Genomic DNA, 18,314 nt, shown 5'->3' with positions numbered 1-18,314 from the left:
CATCAGGTTTGAAGCCTCACCGGCACTCACCTTGCCAGACCTGCGGACCTTACCTTCTCACGTCCGCATTTCAGAGCCTCCTCGCACCCCCCTCTTTTCAGGTTACCCCACAGGACCACCCCAATGCGGGAAATCAAACTCCAGGACCTCAAGTCGAAAACCCCGGCCGAGCTGGTCTCGTTCGCGGAAGAGCACGGGGTCGAGAACGCCAGCACCATGCGCAAGCAGGAGCTGCTGTTTGCCATCCTCAAGCAGCTCGCACTCGCCGAGACCGACATCGTCGGCGAAGGCGTCGTTGAGGTGCTCTCCGATGGCTTCGGCTTCCTCCGCTCGCCCGATGCCAACTATCTGCCGGGCCCCGATGACATCTACGTTTCGCCCTCGCAGATCCGCCGTTTCGGCCTGCGCACCGGCGACACCATCGAAGGCCATATCCGCAGCCCGAAAGAAGGCGAGCGCTATTTTGCGCTGCTGAAGGTCAACACGCTCAATTTCGAGGACCCGGAAAAGGCCAAGCACAAGGTCAATTTCGACAACCTCACGCCGCTGTTCCCGAACCAGCGTTTCCGCATGGAGATCGACGATCCGACGCGGAAAGACCTGTCTGCACGCGTGATCGACATCGTTGCTCCCATCGGCAAGGGCCAGCGCGCCTTGATCGTGGCGCCGCCGCGGACCGGCAAAACCGTGCTGATGCAGAACATCGCGCACTCGATCACGCACAATCACCCCGAATGCTATCTGATCGTGCTCTTGATCGACGAACGTCCGGAAGAAGTCACGGACATGCAGCGCTCGGTGAAGGGTGAGGTGGTGTCCTCGACCTTCGACGAGCCGGCAGTGCGTCACGTCCAGGTCGCCGAGATGGTGATCGAAAAAGCCAAACGCCTGGTCGAGCATGGCCGCGACGTCGTGATCCTGCTCGATTCGATCACCCGCCTCGGCCGCGCCTACAACACGGTGGTGCCGTCATCCGGCAAGGTCCTGACCGGCGGTGTCGACGCCAACGCGCTCCAGCGCCCGAAGCGCTTCTTCGGCGCCGCCCGTAACATCGAGGAGGGCGGCTCGCTGACGATCATCGCGACCGCGCTGGTCGATACCGGCAGCCGCATGGACGAAGTCATCTTCGAAGAGTTCAAGGGCACCGGTAACTCGGAGCTGATCCTCGACCGCAAGGTCTCGGACAAGCGCACCTTCCCGGCGATCGACATCTCGCGCTCCGGCACCCGCAAGGAAGAGCTCATCACCGATCCGCAGGTCCTCAAGAAGATGTACGTGCTCCGCCGCATCCTCAATCCGATGGGCACGATGGACGCGATCGACTTCCTGCTCGACAAGCTGCGCTCGACCAAGAGCAATTCGGAGTTTTTCGACTCCATGAACACCTGAGTGGACTGCAGCAAAGATCAGGGGCGCCTTCGGGCGCCCTTTTGTTGTGCGGCTTTGCTGCAGCGGAGGCGCAGCATAAAGGGCAGCCAGCGACCTGACCCTAGATGTCCTTTAATCTGTTGATATATAAAAATAATACTTGAAGTTCGATCAGCCTGTCCGTTGTGCGGAAGGCTTTTCCCGCAGCAAAAGTGCTTGCGGGTATGCTGCAGCGCAATACGAGCTTGCTGCGGAATCTGGTGCAGCAAAATCCCGCCGCTCGGCGGCTAAAAACGGATGTTTGCCTTTTCGCCGGGAGCCCGACAAATAGGCCATGCATCCGCGAGACCAGACCATTTTTGCGCTGTCATCCGGGCGGGCGCCCAGCGCGATCGCCGTGGTGCGCGTGTCTGGCTCGCAGGCCGGCCTGGTGCTGACGACGCTCGCGAGCAAGCTGCCGGTGCCGCGACAGGCGAGCCGCCGGCTGCTCCGCAACAGTGCGGGCCAGCCGATCGACGATGCGGTGGTGCTCTGGTTTCCAGGGCCGGGCAGCGCGACCGGCGAGGACATCGCCGAATTTCACGTCCATGGCGGCCGGGCGGTGCTGGTGGCGCTCCTCGCCGCAATTTCCGATATTCCGAATACACGCACGGCTGAGCCGGGCGAGTTTACCCGGCGGGCCTTCGAGAACGGCAAGCTCGACCTCACCGAGGCCGAGGGTCTCGATGACCTCATCCACGCTGACACCGATCGGCAACGGCGCCAGGCGCTGCGGCAGTTGCAAGGCCTGCTCGGCGACCGTGCGCGCGATTGGCGCGAGCGAATCATCGAGGCCTCGGCGCTGATCGAGGCCGGCATCGATTTTTCCGATGAAGGCGATGTGCCGGCGGAGCTGAGGGCGCCGGCGGTGAAGGCGATCAGGGCGCTTCACGACGAAATCGCAAAAGTCCTTGCGGCACAGGGACAAGCTGAACGCTTGCGCGACGGCCTGGTGGTTGCGATTGCGGGCGAGCCGAACGTCGGCAAGTCGACGCTGATGAATCAGCTTGCGCGCCGCGAGGTCGCGATCGTCTCGCCGCATGCCGGGACCACGCGCGACGTCATCGAGGTGCAGCTCGATCTCGACGGCTATCCCGTCACGGTGATCGACACCGCCGGCATTCGCGAGACCGATGATCCCGTGGAGCAGGAAGGTGTGCGCCGGGCGAGGGCGCGCGCCGAAGACGCTGACCTGGTGTTGTGGCTGGTCGAGGGCGGTCGTTTGATCGAACAGGGCGCAAGGCCGCCGCTGTGGACGCCCGGCGATGGAAGCGATCGATCCCGCGGCTCGGTCTGGATCGTGCGCAACAAGATCGACCTTGGCATCGACCCTGGCGGGGCCGGAGGAGCCGAGCCGGCTGGCGAGTTCGGGATCTCGGCAAGCCGGGGCGATGGCATTCCCGAGTTGATCAGTGCGCTCGTAGAATTCGCCGCCAATTTTTTCGGGACGACCGAGGGTGCCTTGGTGACCCGGACCCGCCAACGCGACCTGTTGCGTCAGGCGTTAGACAGCTTGCGCCGGAGTCTGGAGCTTGTAGAAGAGGGCGAAGAGCTCGCGGCCGAAGAGCTGCGTGCCGCGGCCTATGCCTTGGGTCGCCTGTTGGGCCGGGTGGACGTCGAAGACGTCCTCGGGGCCATCTTCCAGAAGTTCTGCATCGGAAAGTAACGCTAGTTCTTCATTGTAGAACTAGCGCTTGTTCCAGTTCTTGCGTTTCACGTGAAACAGCAGGTGGGATGTTCCTGCCTAAGGATTTCTGGCTGTTTCACGTGAAACAACGCTAGGGCTAGGGCGACCGCCCGTTGCGCGGTCTGATATCGCTTCAGGGGGCGTTAAGGCCGACGGCCATGCCCCAATTCTCGTCATTGCGAGGAGCCCTTGCGACGAAGCAATCCAGACTACCTCCGTCGCGAGACTCTGGATTGCGCTGCGCTCGCAATCACGGAGTGTGACGCGATTGTCTCGGGTCCAACCGTCAGCTCAGGCAGCGAGATAACGGGCACCTGATAAGGCTTTTGCTCGATCATCCGGCCAAGGGCCTCGATCTAGTTTCACGCGAAACATGAGGTGGATCAACGCGCTTCCTACTGTGCATGGGGTTGTTTTCGCGAAAAACGTCTCGACCTGAGAGCAGCCGCCTCCGTTTCACGTGAAACACCCGTCCCAGTTTCCACTTCCGGCTTTTCCGCCTCTGAGTTAGAAGTCCGCTCATGCGAACAGAGCAAGCAAGTTTCGACGTCATCGTGATTGGCGGCGGCCACGCCGGCTGTGAAGCTGCGGCAGCGGCGGCCCGGATGGGAGCAGCGACTGCCCTGGTGACGCATCGTTTCTCCACGATCGGCGCGATGTCCTGCAATCCCGCCATCGGCGGTCTCGGCAAGGGCCATCTGGTTCGCGAAGTCGACGCTCTCGATGGTCTGATGGGCCGTGTCGGTGATGCCGGCGGCATCCAATTCAGGGTGCTCAATCGCCGCAAAGGTCCAGCGGTCCGGGGTCCGCGGGCCCAGGCCGACCGGAAGCTCTATGCGGCGGCGATGCAGGCCGCGATCCGGGAGACCGATGGGCTCTCCGTGATCGAAGGCGAGGCCGATGAGCTTTTCGTAGTCGATGGCCGGGTCACGGGACTGCGTCTGGCCGATGGCCGGGAGCTTCGGGCAGGGGCGATCGTGGTCACAACCGGCACCTTCCTGCGCGGCCTGATCCATCTCGGCGAGAAGAACTGGCCCGCCGGTCGCGTCGGCGAGGCCCCGGCGATGGGTCTTTCGGCCTCCTTCGAGCGTGCCGGCTTCACCCTCGGACGGCTGAAGACCGGGACGCCGCCGCGTCTGGACGGCACCACGATCGACTGGTCGGCGGTCGAAATGCAGCCCGGAGATGAGCCGCCGGAGCCGTTCTCGGTCATGACCAAGCGGATCACGACCCCGCAGATCCAGTGCGGGATCACCCGGACCACGCCCGCGACCCATGAGGTGATCCGGGCCAATGTCCATCGCTCCCCGATGTACTCCGGCCAGATCAAGAGCTCCGGGCCGCGCTATTGCCCCTCGATCGAGGACAAGATCGTCCGGTTCGGCGACCGCGACGGCCACCAGATCTTCCTGGAGCCGGAAGGGCTCGACGACAGCACAGTCTATCCCAACGGCATCTCGACCTCGCTCCCCGAGGAAGTCCAGCTCGCGATCCTCGCCAGCATTGCCGGCCTGGAGCGGGTGAAGATGGTCCGTCCGGGCTACGCCATCGAATACGACCACATCGATCCCCGCGAGCTCGATCCGACCCTGCAGACCAAGCGTCTGCGTGGCCTGTTCCTGGCCGGGCAGATCAACGGCACCACCGGATATGAGGAAGCCGCCGGGCAGGGCATCGTCGCTGGCCTAAATGCCGCGCTCTCCGCCAGCGGCGCTGCGCTGACGGTGTTCGACCGTGCCGATGGCTATCTTGGTGTGATGATCGACGACCTCGTGACCCGCGGGATCACCGAGCCTTATCGGATGTTCACCTCCAGGGCCGAGTATCGGCTGACGCTGCGGGCTGACAATGCCGATCAGCGCCTGACCGAGAAGGGCATCGCGCTGGGATGCGTCGGCAGTGCCCGTATCAGGCATCACCGCGCCAAGATGGACGCCCTGAACGCCGTCAGGACGCTCTCGAAGTCGCTGACCATCACCCCGAATGAAGCGATCAAGCACGGGCTGTCGCTGAACCGGGATGGCCAGCGCCGCTCGGTGTTCGAGCTGATGGCGTATCCAGAAATCGGCTGGAGCCAGGTCTGCGCGATCTGGCCGGAGCTGTCTGCCATTGATCCCGTTATCGCCACTCATCTCGAGATCGACGCCAAGTATGACGTCTATCTGGAGCGCCAGAGCGCCGACGTCGAAGCCTTCCGGCGCGACGAGGGGATGGTGCTGTCAGAGGTCGACTACAACCTCGTCCCGGGTCTCTCCAACGAAGTCCGCGCAAAGCTGGAGAAGGCCCGGCCGTTCACCGTCGGCCAAGCCGGCCGGATCGATGGCATGACGCCCGCGGCGCTCGGCATCCTCGCGGCTTATCTGCGCCGCGAAGCTCGGAAAACCTCCAAGGCAATCGCATAGGCGTTTCACGTGAAACAGCGCGGATCGGGCGGGGACAAACCGCTATCGCGACGACCCGAAGCGGGTGAGGGCGCTCGGCGGCCCGAGCCGGCACCGGCCAGACCGAGAATCGACAAGGCCTTTGCCAACGATCAGTCACTGGACGCGATCATCGCCGCCGACAAGATTGCGGCCCTCAAGCTCGCTCCCGTTTCACATGAAACCGAAGCCCGGCTCGATCGCTACATCGCGCTGCTCCGGGCGTGGCAGGCCAAGACCAATCTCGTCGCGCCCTCGACGCTGCCGCACCTTTGGACCCGGCACATCGCCGATTCGCTCCAGCTCGTCGATCTCGCGCCGACCGCAAGGCACTGGGCCGATCTCGGTAGCGGCGGCGGCTTTCCCGGCGTCGTCCTGGCCTGCGCCATGGCGGGCACGCCGGGCGCGAGCGTCCACCTCGTCGAGCGAATCGCCAAGAAAGCAGCGTTCCTGCGCGAAGCGATTCGCGTCACCACATCTCCGGGAGTCGTACATCTCGCTGAGATCGGGGATAATGTGGATAGAATCACCGGCCCCGTCGATTGCGTCACCGCGCGTGCGCTGGCTCCGCTACATCAACTCATCGGCTTTGCGGAGCCGCTGATGCGCCAGGGCGCGAAGGCGTTGTTCCTCAAGGGTCAAGATGTAGAGGCTGAATTGACCGAAGCCGCTAAATATTGGAATATTCAGCCGCAGCTCCACCCAAGCCGCACCGGCGACGGATGGATCGTGGAGCTGAATGCCGCCGAACGGCGCAGCTGAGGCGTTCAGGGGTGAATGGGGAGTTTCGATGAGCGTGACTGACGAGCCGCAAGACCAGACCGCCCAGGAACAGCCGGCTGAAGTCCCGCAGGGCCATCCGCGCATCCTGGCGCTGGCAAATCAAAAGGGCGGTGTGGGAAAAACAACCACCGCGATCAATCTCGGCACGGCGCTCGCGGCGATCGGCGAGCGCGTCCTGATCGTCGATCTCGATCCGCAGGGCAACGCCTCGACCGGCCTCGGCATCGATCGCCGCAACCGCTCCTGCTCGACCTACGACGTGCTGGTCGGCGAAGCCGCCTTGCGCGAGGCGGTGGTCTCGACCGCGGTGCCGCGGCTGCATATCGCGCCCTCGACGATGGATCTCTCTGGCCTCGAGCTTGAGCTCGGCACCACGCCCGGCCGCGCCTTCAAGTTGCGCGACGCCATCGCCGCGCTCAACAACAACGTCTCGCCGGACGCCGACTACACCTATGTGCTGATCGATTGCCCGCCCTCGCTCAACCTGCTCACGGTGAACGCGATGGCCGCGTCCGACGCGATCCTGGTGCCGCTGCAATGCGAGTTCTTCGCGCTCGAAGGTCTGTCGCAATTGCTCCAGACGGTGGAGCAGGTGCGCTCGACCCTCAATCCGAACCTGTCGATCCACGGCATCGTGCTGACCATGTTCGACTCGCGCAACAACCTCTCGAACCAGGTCGTCGCTGACGTGCGCCAGTTCATGGGGGAGAAGGTCTACAAGACCATGATCCCGCGCAATGTGCGCATCTCGGAAGCGCCGTCCTACGGCAAGCCGGTGCTGGTCTACGATCTCAAATGCGTCGGCAGCGAAGCTTATCTGCGCCTCGCCACCGAAGTGATCCAGCGCGAGCGCGAGCTGCGCGTCGCACATTGATGGAGCCGTAGGGTGGGCAAAGGCGTCTTCGCCGTGCCCACCATCTTCCGCACACAACTGGTGGGCACGCTCCGCTTTGCCCACCCCAAGATTCGAAATTCGACAATTCAGTTCTGGAGTGCTGCACCGTGAATCCAAGGGAGCTGGCGATGGCCGACGAAGCGCGTTCGCGACTGGGCCGGGGTCTTGCAAGTCTGATCGGGGATGTCGGCGGCGAGGCTCAGCATGTCGATCGTCCGCGCGCGCAGCGCAAGGTGCCGATCGAATTCATCAAGCCCAATCCGCGCAATCCGCGCCGCACGTTTTCGGACGTGGAGTTGAAGGAGCTCTCTGACTCCATCAAGCAGCATGGCGTGATCCAGCCGATCGTGGTGCGTCCGGTGAAGGGCGCGCAGGATCGCTACGAGATCATCGCCGGCGAACGGCGCTGGCGTGCGTCGCAAATGGCCGGCCTGCACGAAGTGCCGATCGTGCCGGTCGACATCAGCGACAGCGACGCGCTGGAGTTCGCGATCGTCGAGAACGTGCAGCGCGAGGACCTCAACCCGATGGAAGAGGCGCAGGGCTATCACGCGCTCGCCAACGAGTTCAAACGCAGCCAGGACGACATCGCAAAGGTCGTCGGCAAGAGCCGCAGCCACGTCGCCAACATGATGCGGCTGACGAAACTGCCGGCCGAGGTGCAGGCCTTCATCGCGACCGGCGAATTGACGGCCGGCCACGCCCGCGCGCTGATCGGCGTGCCCGATCCGCTCGCTGCCGCCAAGCGCATCGTCGAGGAGGGACTCAACGTCCGCCAGGCCGAGGCGCTCGCGCATGACGAAGGCGTGCCGGAGCGCAAGCCGCAGAAGGCGCGCGCTGGGGCGAAGGAAAAGGACCCCGATACGATCGATCTCGAAAAGCGCGTCAGCGATGCGCTCGGCCTCAAGGTCACCGTCAATCATCGCGATCCCGGCGGCTCCGTGCAGATCAACTACCGCAACCTCGATCAGCTCGACGAGGTGATGAAGCGGCTCGCCAAGGGTGCGCTGTAGGCCGCAGCAACGCTCTATCGCCGTCACCCTGAGGTGGCCGCTTCTTCAGCGGCCCTCGAAGGGCGACGGCCCTGCTGCATCCCGGCCGTTCATCTTTCGAGGCTTTCCGCGCGCCGCGTTGCGCCGTGCGGCTCGCACCTCAGTATGACGGATTTAGCGCTACGCTCCGTCATTGCGTTCGCAATATGAGTCGAGAGAGCTACGCTCGAATGACGCGGAGAGCGCTGTGCCTAGCCCCGCCGCTTCGCATTCGCCGCGATCGCCATCAGCGTGCGCTGGGCGATGGCGGCGGCGAGGGTGGACTGCTTGCGGGTGTCGAGCGCGGCGGTCGCGAGCTGCTCGATGATGGCGGCGAGCCGCGCCGGGCTGAAATTGCGCAGCGCGGTCTCCACCGCGGGCTTTCGTGAAAAATGCAGGCGCGGAAAGCCGCCGTCGAGCACGGCGGAGGCAGGCTGGCCGTCGGCGATGGCGAGCGCGGATTTGTGCAGCCACGCAGCCTGGCGCTGCGCGGCGGAGATGATCACGCCGGGATAGGTGCCGGCGATCATGGCCTTGGCGAATTCAGTCTCGACGATGTCGGGCCGCCCGGCAAAGGCGCCGTCGACGATCGGATCGAGCTTCAGCTCGGAGGCATCGGCGACCACGGCCATGACGTCATCCAGCGTGACCTCGCCCTTGCCATGGGCGTAGAGCGTCAGCTTGCGCAGCTCGTTGCGTGAGGCCTGGCGGTCACCGCCGAGGAACGACATCAGTGCCGCACGGGCGTCCTGCGTGATGCGCAAGTTCGCGATCCGGAGCTCGTCCTCCATTAGCCTCGCAAGATCGCGCTCGGTGTCGGGATAGCAGCCGATTGCGACCGCCGTCTTGGCCTTCTCGCAAGCCTTGCGCAGCGGCGATTCCGGGCGCAGCTCGCCGGCCTCGATCACGATCCGGCAATCCTTCACGTTCATCTCGGCCAGCGTCTCGATGCCGCTGGCAAAGCTGCGCGAGCCGGCGCGAACGCGGATAGCGCGGCGGCCGCCGAACAGCGGCACCGTCATGGCTTCGTCGACGAGGCGCGAAGGCTCGGCGGAAAGCTCGTCGCCGTCGAGCCTGACCAGCGAGAACGGATCGTTGGGATCGTCGACGCTGGAAGCGATCAGCGCATCGGCGCGCTCGCGCACGAGGCCGGCATCGGGACCGTAGAGTAGGATGATCGGACGGCCCGCATCGGGGCGGGCGAGGAAGGCGTCGATCTCTTTTCCGCGCAGCGCGACCATCGGGCCCAATTGTCATTCCGGGGCGCGCAGCGCGCGAACCCGGAATCCAGAGGTTATGGATCGAGATTCCGGGCTCTCGCTTCGCGAGCCCCGGAATGACGAGAATGAATCAGGTGCCCGCGGTGAAGAACGAGGCGAGCCGGGTGGTGATGTTCTCGGCGATCTCGTTGGCGGCGCGATCCTCGGCATCGCGCACGGCGCGGGTGCGCGAGAAGCGCTGATAGGATCCCGGCATGTCATAGGAGACGCGCGAGAAGGTCGAGCCGGTCATGACCGACTTGCCGGTCGCGACCTCGATCAGATTGTACTGGGCGTCGATGCCGAGATTTTCGCTGGTCGGCAGTCCCGTCGTGGCGCTGACGATCAGCGAGGAGCGGCTGGTGGTGAAGCGGATGTCGAGCCGGTGGGTCGGCGGCATGCCCGTCGCCGTGCCGTAAAGCTTGAAGGCCAGCGCGTTACGGATTTCGACGCCGACGCGGGCCTCTCGGGAAGCATTGGGCTTGCTGATCGGGGGCAGCTCGACCCCCATCAGCTTCTCGCGCAGGCCTGGGGTGCCGTCGCTGCGCTCGGCATACATCGGCTGGAAGCAGCCGGCCGTCAGCGCCGCCAGCGCGGCGACTGCCAGCAAGCGGGCTGCGATGCGGATCCTAGCCGACAACATTCACGATCCTCTTGGGAACGATGATCACCTTGCGGACGGGCTTGCCGTCCAGGGCCAGCTTTACCGCATCGAGGGCCAAAACGGCAGCCTCGATTTCCGGATTCTGGGCCGCTGTTGCAACTGTGACCTCACCCCGCTTCTTGCCGTTGACCTGGACCACCAGGGTCACGCTGTCCTCAACCAGCAAATCGCGTTCGATTTGGGGCCAGTTGGCCTCCGAAACCAGCCCCTTCTGGTCCAGAACCTGCCAGCACTCCTCGGCCAGATGCGGCATCATCGGCGAGAACAGCTGGACCAGGATCTGGCTGGCTTCGCGGATCGCCCAGGCGAGATCGGCGGGCGGCTGGCCGGGGCGCTGGAGCACCTCCGAGAACGAATTGGTGAACTCGCGGATATGGGCGAGGCAGACGTTGAAGTGCAGCCGCTCGATCCCGGTGGTGACCTTGTCCAGCGCGCCGTGGGCGGCCTTGCGCAAGGCAGTGGCGTCCGGGCCGAAGCTGGCCGGCCGGGCTGCCGGCGCAGCCTTGCCGAGCTCGACGGAATCGTTCCCCAGCCGCCACAGCCGCTGCACGAATCGCGAGGCGCCCTGAACGCGCTCGTCGCTCCAGATCACGTCGCGGTCGGGCGGGGAGTCCGACAGCATGAACCAGCGGGCGACGTCGGCGCCGTAGGTCTCGATGATGTCGTCGGGGTCGACCGTGTTCTTCTTCGACTTGGACATCTTCTCGATCGGGCCGATCTGGATGTCCTCGCCTGACGTCAGCAGCGTCGCGCGACGCCCGTTGCCGCCGACCTCGATCTTCACCTCGGCCGGCTGCACATAGCTGCCGTCGGCCTTCTGGTAGGTCTCGTGCACCACCATGCCCTGCGTGAACATGCCGGCGAACGGCTCGTCCAGCGCAATGTGCCCCGTCGCCTTCATGGCGCGGGTGAAGAAGCGGCTGTAGAGCAGATGCAGGATCGCGTGCTCGACGCCGCCGATATATTGGTCGACCGGCAGCATCCGGTTGGCGACCGCGGGCGTCGTCGGCGTGGCCTCGTTCCAGGGATCGGTGAAGCGCGCAAAGTACCAGGACGAATCCACGAAGGTGTCCATGGTGTCGGTTTCGCGTTGCGCCTTCCCGCCGCATTGCGGGCAGGTGACGTGCTTCCAGGTCGGATGGTGATCGAGCGCGTTGCCCGGCCTGTCGAAGGTCGCATCGTCAGGCAGCTTCACGGGCAGGTCGGCATCCGGCACCGGCACCACATCGCACTTCGGACAGTGAATGACGGGAATTGGGCAGCCCCAATAGCGCTGGCGTGAGATGCCCCAGTCGCGCAGGCGGAAATTGACCTGCCGCTCGCCGACCGGCGCATTGCCGCGCAGCTCCGTCTCGAGACGCTTCGCTACCTCTTCCTTGGCTTGATCGATGGTCATGCCGTCGAGGAAGCGCGAATTGATCATGCGACCGTCACCGTCATAGGCAGTGTCGGTGATGACGAAGCTCTTGGGATCCTGGCCTTCCGGGCACACCACCGGTGTGTTGCCGAGACTGTACTTGTTGACAAAGTCGAGGTCGCGCTGATCGTGCGCCGGGCAGCCGAAGATCGCGCCAGTGCCGTATTCCATCAGCACGAAGTTGGCGACATAGACCGGCAGCTTCCAGCTCGGGTCGAACGGGTGCACCGCGCGGATGCCGGTGTCGAATCCCTGCTTCTCCGCGGTGTCGATGATCTCCTGTGCGGTGCCGATCTTCTTGATCTCGGCAATGAACTCGGCAAGTTTCGGGTTCCTGGCAGCGGCGGCCTGTGCCAGCGGATGATCCGCCGAGATCGCCATGAACTTTGCGCCGAACAGCGTGTCCGGACGCGTGGTGAAGATCTTCAGCTCGCCCTCGCCGGCGGGCGTCGTCGCCGCATCCAGCGCGAAGCGGACCAAGAGGCCTTCGGAGCGGCCGATCCAATTGCGCTGCATCAGCCGCACCTTGTCGGGCCAGCGATCCAGCCCGTCGAGCGCCGACAGCAGCTCCTGCGAGTACTTCGTGATCTTGAAGACCCACTGGCTCATTTCCCGTTGTTCGACCACTGCGCCCGAACGCCAGCCGCGGCCGTCGATCACCTGCTCGTTGGCGAGCACGGTCATGTCGACGGGGTCCCAGTTCACCTTGCGCTGCTCGCGCTCGGCGAGGCCTGCGCGCAGGAAGTCCAGGAACATCTTCTGCTGGTGCCTGTAATAGGAGGGATCGCAGGTCGCGATCTCTCTGGACCAGTCCAGCGACAGCCCGATCGAGCGGAGCTGCTTCTTCATCGCGGCGATGTTGTCGTAGGTCCAGGCCTTCGGTGCGACCTTGCGCTCGATCGCGGCGTTCTCCGCCGGCAGGCCGAAGGCGTCCCAGCCCATCGGATGCAGCACGTTGAATCCCTTGGCGCGCATGAAGCGGGCCAGCACGTCGCCGAGCGTGTAATTCCGGACATGGCCGATATGGATCCGCCCGGAGGGGTAGGGGAACATCTCGAGCACATAGTATTTCGGCCGCGGATCGTCGTTCTTGGAGACGAAGATCGCCTGCTCGTCCCAGAGGCGTTGCCAGCGCGGTTCGGCGTCGCGGGCGTTATAGCGTTCGGAGGTCATGGAATCGTTGGGTTTTTCGTGGGTTCGGCCGTCTCAAGACGGCGGACTAGGCCATAGAAGTCCGCAAGGGGTCAATGGGTTGCCGCAGCTCGGGAACCTTTTGGCTGCTCCGCAGAAATACCGAGGCCGCCGTTGGGGTGTGATTAAGGGGTCAATGCCAATTTGCGGCCCGACAGGGCCGCAGGACCGCGATGGATTCCAGCTTCGACGATCCCGATTATGACTATGCCGCGTCCATCGCCGGACGGGCGATGCGGAGCATGGCCGAACAGCGGATTGCGCCGACCCCGGCCAATTTCGCCGTCTGGTTCCAATATTTCGCCGGCAGCCATGACGATCTGCGCAACGCGATCGATCTCCTGATCGACCACAATCGTCCGTTCGACGCGCGTACCAATCAGGATCTGTTCGAGACCTATGTCGCGCCCCAGGTGAGTGCCGTCGCGGTCGACACGTCCGAGCGGCTGCAGGCGCTCATGGGGGCCGCAAAGGAGTTTCTGGCGACTGCGATCGCCGACAATCATTCGCAGATGCAGGTCATCAGCCAGGTGGCCGACCAGGGCAGGGCCGGCGTCGATCCAAAACTGCTGGTCGCCCAGCTCATGAACGAGCTGGCGCGGGCCGCCACCAAGGCGACGCGGCTGGAGGCAGGCTTTGCGGAAAAGACCCGCGAGCTCGACGTGATCCGCGATTCGCTGTCGAGGTCCGAGCAGCGCGCCCGGACCGACATGCTGACGGGCCTGGCGAACCGGCGGGCGCTCGATGAATTCCTGCGCAAGGCGCAGGCGACTGCGGAATGGGGCGAGCCGCTCAGCGTGCTCTTGCTCGACATCGACCACTTCAAGTCCTTCAACGACAATTTCGGTCACGGCGTCGGCGACCAGGTGTTGCGCCTGATGGCCAAGGTGCTGCGCGAAAAGGTTCGCGTGCAGGATCTGCCGGCCCGCTATGGCGGCGAGGAGCTGATCGCGGTGATGCCGGACGCCGATCTCGCCACTTGCGCCGAGATCGCCGAACGCATCAGGCGCGCGATCGCCGAATGCACGATCACGCGCCGCTCGACCGGAGAGACCCTGCCCAACATCAGCGTGTCGATCGGTGTGGCGCAGTACCGGACGGGCGAGGCAATCACCGATCTGATCGAGCGTTGCGACCGCGCGCTCTATCTCGCCAAGGGCGGCGGACGCAATCGCGTGGTGACGGAGATCGAGCTCGAGCGGGCCGGGGCTGCGGGGTAGGCTCTGCAGGCTCGTTCACCTCTCCCGCTTGCGGGAGAGGGAGTGCACCTCCGCTCCAGCAATCAAACTGATCTCGTCACGCCTTAGGCGCTCGCCACCATCATCATCTCAGCCGCGCCGGTCGCGATCGCCTGCACGCCGTGCTCGACGACGTTGTTGCGGCCACGATGCTTGGCGGCGTAGAGCGCGGCGTCGGCGGCTTCGATCAGGTCGCCGGGACGCAAGGCTTCGTTGGGCTTCGTCGCGGCGACGCCGATCGAGACCGTGACGATCATGTGGGCGGAGGTGATGTGCGGCAGGCACAGCTTCAGCACAGCCGCGCGCACCTGCTCGCCGATCTCGACGGCGCGGTTCACGTCCGTGTTCGGCAGCAGCAGGCAGAACTCCTCGCCGCCATAGCGCGCCGCAAAGCCCATCGTGTCGGCGGCGATGCCGGACAGCGATTCGCCAAGCCGCGTCAGGCAGGAATCGCCTTCGAGATGGCCGTAGGTATCGTTGAACAGCTTGAAATGGTCGACGTCGATCATCAGAAGCGCGAGCTCGCTGCCATATTGCTGTGCTCGCATCCATTCGAAGTCGAGCCGGCTCTGGAAACCGCGGCGATTGGCGAGACCGGACAGCATGTCGATCGAAGCCATCACCGTCAGGCGGTCGTTGCTTGCGATCAGCTCGCGCTCGCGCTGGCTCAGCTGCGCAGCCATCGCGTTGAACGCGCGGGCCAGCGGCACGAACTCGGCCGGCAGCCGATTGCGTGCCGCGCGGGCCGACAGGTCGCCCTCGCCGAGACGCTTGGCCATGTCGGCGAGCATCTCGATCGGCTTGATCACCAGCTTCTCGGCGGCGATCAGCGCGCCGAGCAGGACGAACATGAGGACGAAAGCGAGCTGCAGATATGCGGTGCGGATGTCGCGGCTGACCGCTGCGGACACCTTGTCTTCGTCGATGCTGGCGATCAGGCGAGCATTGGTGCCGGCGATGCGGATATAGCTGACCGCACGGCGGGAGCCGTCGGCGGCGAGGAAAGACAGTGACCCCTCATCCTGGTCGGACCGCAGCGCCTTGTCGGCGATTGCGGACATCAGGGGCAAGTTGTCGAGCGGACGGCCGACTGCACTGTGCTGATCGGCCGGCGCCGCCAGCACGGTGCCCGCGCTGTCGACCAGCACCGCGGTGATGCCGGCGCGACCGCCCAGATTGCTCATGACCTTCGACATCCAGTCGAGGTTGACGGTGGCGAGCACGACGGCATCGGGTACCCCGCTGAAGGCGGAGACCGGATAGACCGCCATCACCGTCGGCGACGGCACCGGCCGCGACATGATGAAGTCGCTCAGTATGAAGCGACCGGTCTCCTGCGCCTGCTGGAAGTACGGCCGGTCACTGAGATCGAGGCCGACATACATGTTGTTGGTGGCGCATTGGATGCGCCCGTCCTGGCCGGCGATCAGAAGCGTGCGGATCCAGGGAAGGCTCGACGGCAGGCTCGCGCGCAGCACGTCGCAGCTCTTGCTGATGCCGCCGGCGGAAGCGCGGATGAAGGCCTCCGATTTCAGGATGGTCTCGACCGACGAGATCACCTCACGCTGCGCATCGGCGCTGTGCCTTGCCACCGTGGTGAATTCGGCCGCAGCTTGCGCGATCTGCCGCACGCGCGTGTTTTCGAGCGAACGGATGCGCTCGAGCATCAAGGGCGTCACGAGAATCACCGCGAGCAACGCAAGCCGCGCCCGGATTCCGAGAACCTGCTTGAGTTTCGCTCGTTTGCGGTTGAGACTGACGCTTGCCATCTTCGCTACCCACCCCGTGGGCCAAGGTAAAGCGAAGGGTTCAAAAACTGTTTCGTGAACTCGGTAAAATTGGACTTAACTCGGGCTACGATCTCAGCCAAGAGACGTCATGACAAAAGACAACACCGCGCCGGTAACCGGCCATTCACCAAACGCACTTGCCGCGGTCGAAGCCGAGATTGCACGCGCCTGCAAGGATGCGCAGCGTGATCGCGCCTCCGTGACGCTGATCGCGGTGTCCAAGACTTTCGCGGCCGATGCAATTACCCCGGTTATCGCCGCCGGACAGCGCGTATTCGGCGAGAATCGGGTGCAGGAGGCAAAAGCCAAGTGGCCGGCGTTAACGTCTGTTTACCCCGATATCGCGCTGCATCTGATCGGGCCGCTGCAATCCAACAAAGCAAAAGAGGCCGTCGCACTGTTCGACGCCATCCATTCGGTCGACCGCCCGAGCATTTGCCAAGCGTTAGCCAAGGAAATCGAATCCCAGAACAAGCACCCGCAGCTCTTCGTCCAGATCAACACCGGCGAGGAACCGCAGAAGGCCGGCATCGCGCCCGGCGAGGCCGACGCCTTCCTCGCGAGCTGCCGCGACACTTATGGTCTGACGATCTCCGGTCTGATGTGCATCCCGCCGGTCGACGAACCGCCGGCGGCGCACTTCGCGCTGACCGCCAAGATCGCCGCGCGCAACGGCTTGAAGAATCTCTCGATGGGCATGAGCGCCGATTTTGCGACCGCGATCATGCTCGGTGCCACCCATGTGCGCGTGGGGAGCGCGATCTTCGGGCACCGGTAGGAAGGCCATACCCGGCAACGGAGTACGTGCATCCTCGACGGTCATTCTCGTGTCCCGGACAAGCTGCAACGCCGAAGCGTTGCGGCGCAGAGCCGGGACCCAGAGCGAGATTGTACAGTGCGGCGGAATGGGCCCCGGCTCTGCAGCGCACCGCTGAAGAAGCGCTGCGCTGCGTCCGGGGCGCGCGCGCGAAGCGTGGCGCTCGCAATGACGGCGGCGTGCGAGCCGCGCCTACGCGAACCCCACCGACACCTTGCCCAGCACACCAAAATCCGCCGCCAAATGATCGCCGGCCTGGATAGCCAGTGGCGGATGGCATGTGCCTGTCGTCACGACCTCCCCTGCCCGCAAGGTGATGCCGAGCCCGCGCAGCTCATTGGCAAGCCAGGCGAGCGCAATGCGGGGATCGCCGAGCACGTTCTTGCCGTGGCCGATGTAGCGCTCGCCGCGTAGCGTGACCTGCGGCCGTTCCTCGACGAGATCGATCGCGCGCCAGTCTGCCGAGGTCGCCGCGCCGAGCACGAACAGATGGGCGCAGGCATTGTCGGCGATGAGCTGCGCCTCGCCGGCGCCGGCGAAATCGACAAAGCGCGAATCGGGAATCTCGATCGCGGGATGCAGGGTCCCGACCGCGGCGAGGACTTCCTCGACGGTGTACGGCGTCGCGCGGGGCGGCAGATCGCGTCCCATGCGGAAGGCGAATTCAGGTTCGCCGACGCGCATCTCGTTGCCCTTCATCGACGCGGTGCCGCCGTCAGCGATCACCGTGTCGTTCATGATGCGACCGGCCATGGGGCCGGCGACATTGATGTGTTTCTGCCCGGCCTCGCTCGTGGCCGCGATCTTCCATCCGAACAATGTTCCGCTCGATTGTCGTTCGAGCGCGGCCTGGATGGCGTAGCCCTCGGCGCGACTCCGCGGCCTCAGCGGTGCCTGCAGTGCGTCCAGCTTGGTGCCGTCGCGCCAGTGCTTGACCAGCACATGCGAAGCGGCGGCGATCTGATTCTCGTCGAGCATGCCTCTCACCCGATGATGATTCTTGTTCTTGGTCCCAAGCGCCGCAGCAATTGCAGCATCGCAGATTTCGTCATGGAGACGCAGCCCGCGGTCGGGCCGAAATTGTCGCGGGCGAGGTGCAGGAACACCGCGCTGCCGCGGCCGGCGATGCGTGGTCGCGTGTTGTGGTCGATCTCGATGATGAAGTCATAGAGATGGTCGGCGCGCTTGAGCCGGTCACCGCCCTGCCCCTCGCCGCGCCGGATGCTCTGGTTGTAATGGCGGTCCCGCGGATCCTCGCACCAGGCGTCCACGCCGGTGATCATCCGGGCCGGCAGGAACGTCTGTGGGCGGCTGTGCCGGTCGGCCCGCCACCACAACCGCCTGGGACGGAAGCTGCCTCTGGGGGTGCCGCCGTCGCCCTCGCGCTTGTTGGCCAGAATGCCGCCCCGCCCCAGCGCAACCGGGATGGTCAGCGCTCCGGCCGTCAGCCAACCCCGGCGCCGATTACCGGCAGCAGGCTTAACGTGGATCGCGGAGAGCGGCCTGGCGCTTTGATTCCTCGCGTAACCAACTGAAGCTGCTTTATTTTTCATGTGAACGTGCAATGTCGGATTCATTACGGGACATTCATCAAAACGCCCTGCTATTCTGCGTTAGAGTGCTTCTGGCTTGTGAATCGGTAACAGCCCACTACTTCAACACGAACAACAATAACAACGGCGACCCTAAACTTTCCCTCGCGGCTGGGTGCGGCA

The 18,314-nt window shown here is 64.6% G+C and carries 14 protein-coding genes; 8 read left to right on the top strand and 6 right to left on the bottom strand.

The features are described 5' to 3' along the window. Nucleotides 1-123 precede the first annotated feature (123 nt). The 6 genes from rho to CVM73_RS17760 all read left to right on the top strand — a co-directional run bounded on the left by rho (nucleotide 124) and on the right by CVM73_RS17760 (nucleotide 8,205). Entirely contained in the window at nucleotides 124-1,389 is a 1,266-nt protein-coding gene (gene rho, locus CVM73_RS17785) for a transcription termination factor Rho (protein ID WP_028133442.1), read from the top strand. Between the two features lie 313 nt (nucleotides 1,390-1,702). Continuing rightward, nucleotides 1,703-3,073 (top strand): tRNA uridine-5-carboxymethylaminomethyl(34) synthesis GTPase MnmE, encoded by a 1,371-nt coding sequence (gene mnmE / locus CVM73_RS17780; protein WP_100233239.1) that lies wholly within the window; start codon nucleotides 1,703-1,705, stop codon nucleotides 3,071-3,073. Between the two features lie 542 nt (nucleotides 3,074-3,615). Next, a complete protein-coding gene (gene mnmG / locus CVM73_RS17775; protein ID WP_100233238.1) occupies nucleotides 3,616-5,496 on the top strand; it encodes a tRNA uridine-5-carboxymethylaminomethyl(34) synthesis enzyme MnmG in 1,881 nt (626 codons plus the stop codon). Between the two features lie 138 nt (nucleotides 5,497-5,634). Further along, nucleotides 5,635-6,276, top strand: a complete 642-nt coding sequence (rsmG, locus tag CVM73_RS17770) for a 16S rRNA (guanine(527)-N(7))-methyltransferase RsmG (protein WP_245452324.1) — start codon at nucleotides 5,635-5,637, stop codon at nucleotides 6,274-6,276. 28 nt (nucleotides 6,277-6,304) lie between these two features. Then, nucleotides 6,305-7,171 carry a ParA family protein gene (locus CVM73_RS17765; protein WP_100233236.1) on the top strand — a complete coding sequence of 289 codons (867 nt, stop codon included), beginning with the start codon at nucleotides 6,305-6,307 and terminating at the stop codon, nucleotides 7,169-7,171. Between the two features lie 149 nt (nucleotides 7,172-7,320). Further along, nucleotides 7,321-8,205: a ParB/RepB/Spo0J family partition protein gene (locus CVM73_RS17760; protein WP_167406903.1), complete on the top strand. Its 885-nt coding sequence runs from the start codon at nucleotides 7,321-7,323 to the stop codon at nucleotides 8,203-8,205. Nucleotides 8,206-8,435: 230 nt separating this feature from the next. On the opposite strand, the gene holA is transcribed toward CVM73_RS17760, so the two are convergent. The 3 genes from holA to leuS all read right to left on the bottom strand — a co-directional run bounded on the left by holA (nucleotide 8,436) and on the right by leuS (nucleotide 12,736). Further along, on the bottom strand, nucleotides 8,436-9,464 hold the full coding sequence (gene holA, locus CVM73_RS17755; protein ID WP_100233234.1) for a DNA polymerase III subunit delta: 1,029 nt from the start codon (nucleotides 9,462-9,464) through the stop codon (nucleotides 8,436-8,438). Nucleotides 9,465-9,573: 109 nt separating this feature from the next. Beyond that, nucleotides 9,574-10,125: an LPS assembly lipoprotein LptE gene (gene lptE, locus CVM73_RS17750; RefSeq protein ID WP_100233233.1), complete on the bottom strand. Its 552-nt coding sequence runs from the start codon at nucleotides 10,123-10,125 to the stop codon at nucleotides 9,574-9,576. Next, nucleotides 10,112-12,736, bottom strand: coding sequence for a leucine--tRNA ligase (gene leuS / locus CVM73_RS17745; protein ID WP_100233232.1), 2,625 nt, complete (start codon nucleotides 12,734-12,736; stop codon nucleotides 10,112-10,114). The genes lptE and leuS overlap by 14 nt, the downstream gene beginning before the upstream one ends. A gap of 191 nt (nucleotides 12,737-12,927) precedes the next feature. Here leuS and CVM73_RS17740 point away from each other — a divergent pair, with 191 nt between their 5' ends. Next, nucleotides 12,928-13,974 (top strand): GGDEF domain-containing protein, encoded by a 1,047-nt coding sequence (locus CVM73_RS17740; protein ID WP_208639215.1) that lies wholly within the window; start codon nucleotides 12,928-12,930, stop codon nucleotides 13,972-13,974. An 83-nt stretch (nucleotides 13,975-14,057) separates the two neighbouring features. Here the strand turns inward: CVM73_RS17740 and CVM73_RS17735 are convergent, their stop codons facing one another. Then, entirely contained in the window at nucleotides 14,058-15,761 is a 1,704-nt protein-coding gene (locus tag CVM73_RS17735; protein ID WP_100233231.1) for a diguanylate cyclase domain-containing protein, read from the bottom strand. Nucleotides 15,762-15,870: 109 nt separating this feature from the next. On the opposite strand from CVM73_RS17735, the gene CVM73_RS17730 reads away from it, so the two are divergent. Next, nucleotides 15,871-16,560: a YggS family pyridoxal phosphate-dependent enzyme gene (locus CVM73_RS17730; protein WP_100233230.1), complete on the top strand. Its 690-nt coding sequence runs from the start codon at nucleotides 15,871-15,873 to the stop codon at nucleotides 16,558-16,560. 231 nt (nucleotides 16,561-16,791) lie between these two features. Here CVM73_RS17730 and CVM73_RS17725 read toward each other — a convergent pair whose 3' ends face one another. Next, the gene (locus CVM73_RS17725) at nucleotides 16,792-17,577 is read right to left on the bottom strand and encodes a 2-keto-4-pentenoate hydratase (RefSeq protein WP_100233229.1); all 786 of its coding nucleotides are present in this window, start codon (nucleotides 17,575-17,577) and stop codon (nucleotides 16,792-16,794) included. A gap of 5 nt (nucleotides 17,578-17,582) precedes the next feature. Next, complete coding sequence (locus tag CVM73_RS17720) at nucleotides 17,583-18,152, bottom strand: L,D-transpeptidase family protein (protein WP_167406909.1); 570 nt, start codon at nucleotides 18,150-18,152, stop codon at nucleotides 17,583-17,585. Nucleotides 18,153-18,314: the final 162 nt, after the last annotated feature.

This window comes from Bradyrhizobium forestalis, assembly GCF_002795245.1.
GTDB classification, from domain to species: Bacteria; Pseudomonadota; Alphaproteobacteria; order Rhizobiales; family Xanthobacteraceae; genus Bradyrhizobium; species Bradyrhizobium forestalis.
This window is presented reverse-complemented; position numbering and strand designations above follow the sequence as displayed.

What these genes read in the sequence shown, in the direction of transcription:
- rho (WP_028133442.1), top strand. Translation starts at nt 124, where the DNA reads ATGCGGGAAATCAAACTCCAGGACCTCAAGTCGAAAACCCCGGCCGAG.
- mnmE (WP_100233239.1), top strand. Translation starts at nt 1,703, where the DNA reads ATGCATCCGCGAGACCAGACCATTTTTGCGCTGTCATCCGGGCGGGCG.
- mnmG (WP_100233238.1), top strand. Translation starts at nt 3,616, where the DNA reads ATGCGAACAGAGCAAGCAAGTTTCGACGTCATCGTGATTGGCGGCGGC.
- CVM73_RS17765 (WP_100233236.1), top strand. Translation starts at nt 6,305, where the DNA reads ATGAGCGTGACTGACGAGCCGCAAGACCAGACCGCCCAGGAACAGCCG.
- CVM73_RS17760 (WP_167406903.1), top strand. Translation starts at nt 7,321, where the DNA reads ATGGCCGACGAAGCGCGTTCGCGACTGGGCCGGGGTCTTGCAAGTCTG.
- holA (WP_100233234.1), bottom strand. Translation starts at nt 9,464, where the DNA reads ATGGTCGCGCTGCGCGGAAAAGAGATCGACGCCTTCCTCGCCCGCCCC.
- lptE (WP_100233233.1), bottom strand. Translation starts at nt 10,125, where the DNA reads ATGTTGTCGGCTAGGATCCGCATCGCAGCCCGCTTGCTGGCAGTCGCC.
- leuS (WP_100233232.1), bottom strand. Translation starts at nt 12,736, where the DNA reads ATGACCTCCGAACGCTATAACGCCCGCGACGCCGAACCGCGCTGGCAA.
- CVM73_RS17740 (WP_208639215.1), top strand. Translation starts at nt 12,928, where the DNA reads ATGGATTCCAGCTTCGACGATCCCGATTATGACTATGCCGCGTCCATC.
- CVM73_RS17735 (WP_100233231.1), bottom strand. Translation starts at nt 15,761, where the DNA reads ATGGCAAGCGTCAGTCTCAACCGCAAACGAGCGAAACTCAAGCAGGTT.
- CVM73_RS17730 (WP_100233230.1), top strand. Translation starts at nt 15,871, where the DNA reads ATGACAAAAGACAACACCGCGCCGGTAACCGGCCATTCACCAAACGCA.
- CVM73_RS17725 (WP_100233229.1), bottom strand. Translation starts at nt 17,577, where the DNA reads ATGCTCGACGAGAATCAGATCGCCGCCGCTTCGCATGTGCTGGTCAAG.
- CVM73_RS17720 (WP_167406909.1), bottom strand. Translation starts at nt 18,152, where the DNA reads ATGAAAAATAAAGCAGCTTCAGTTGGTTACGCGAGGAATCAAAGCGCC.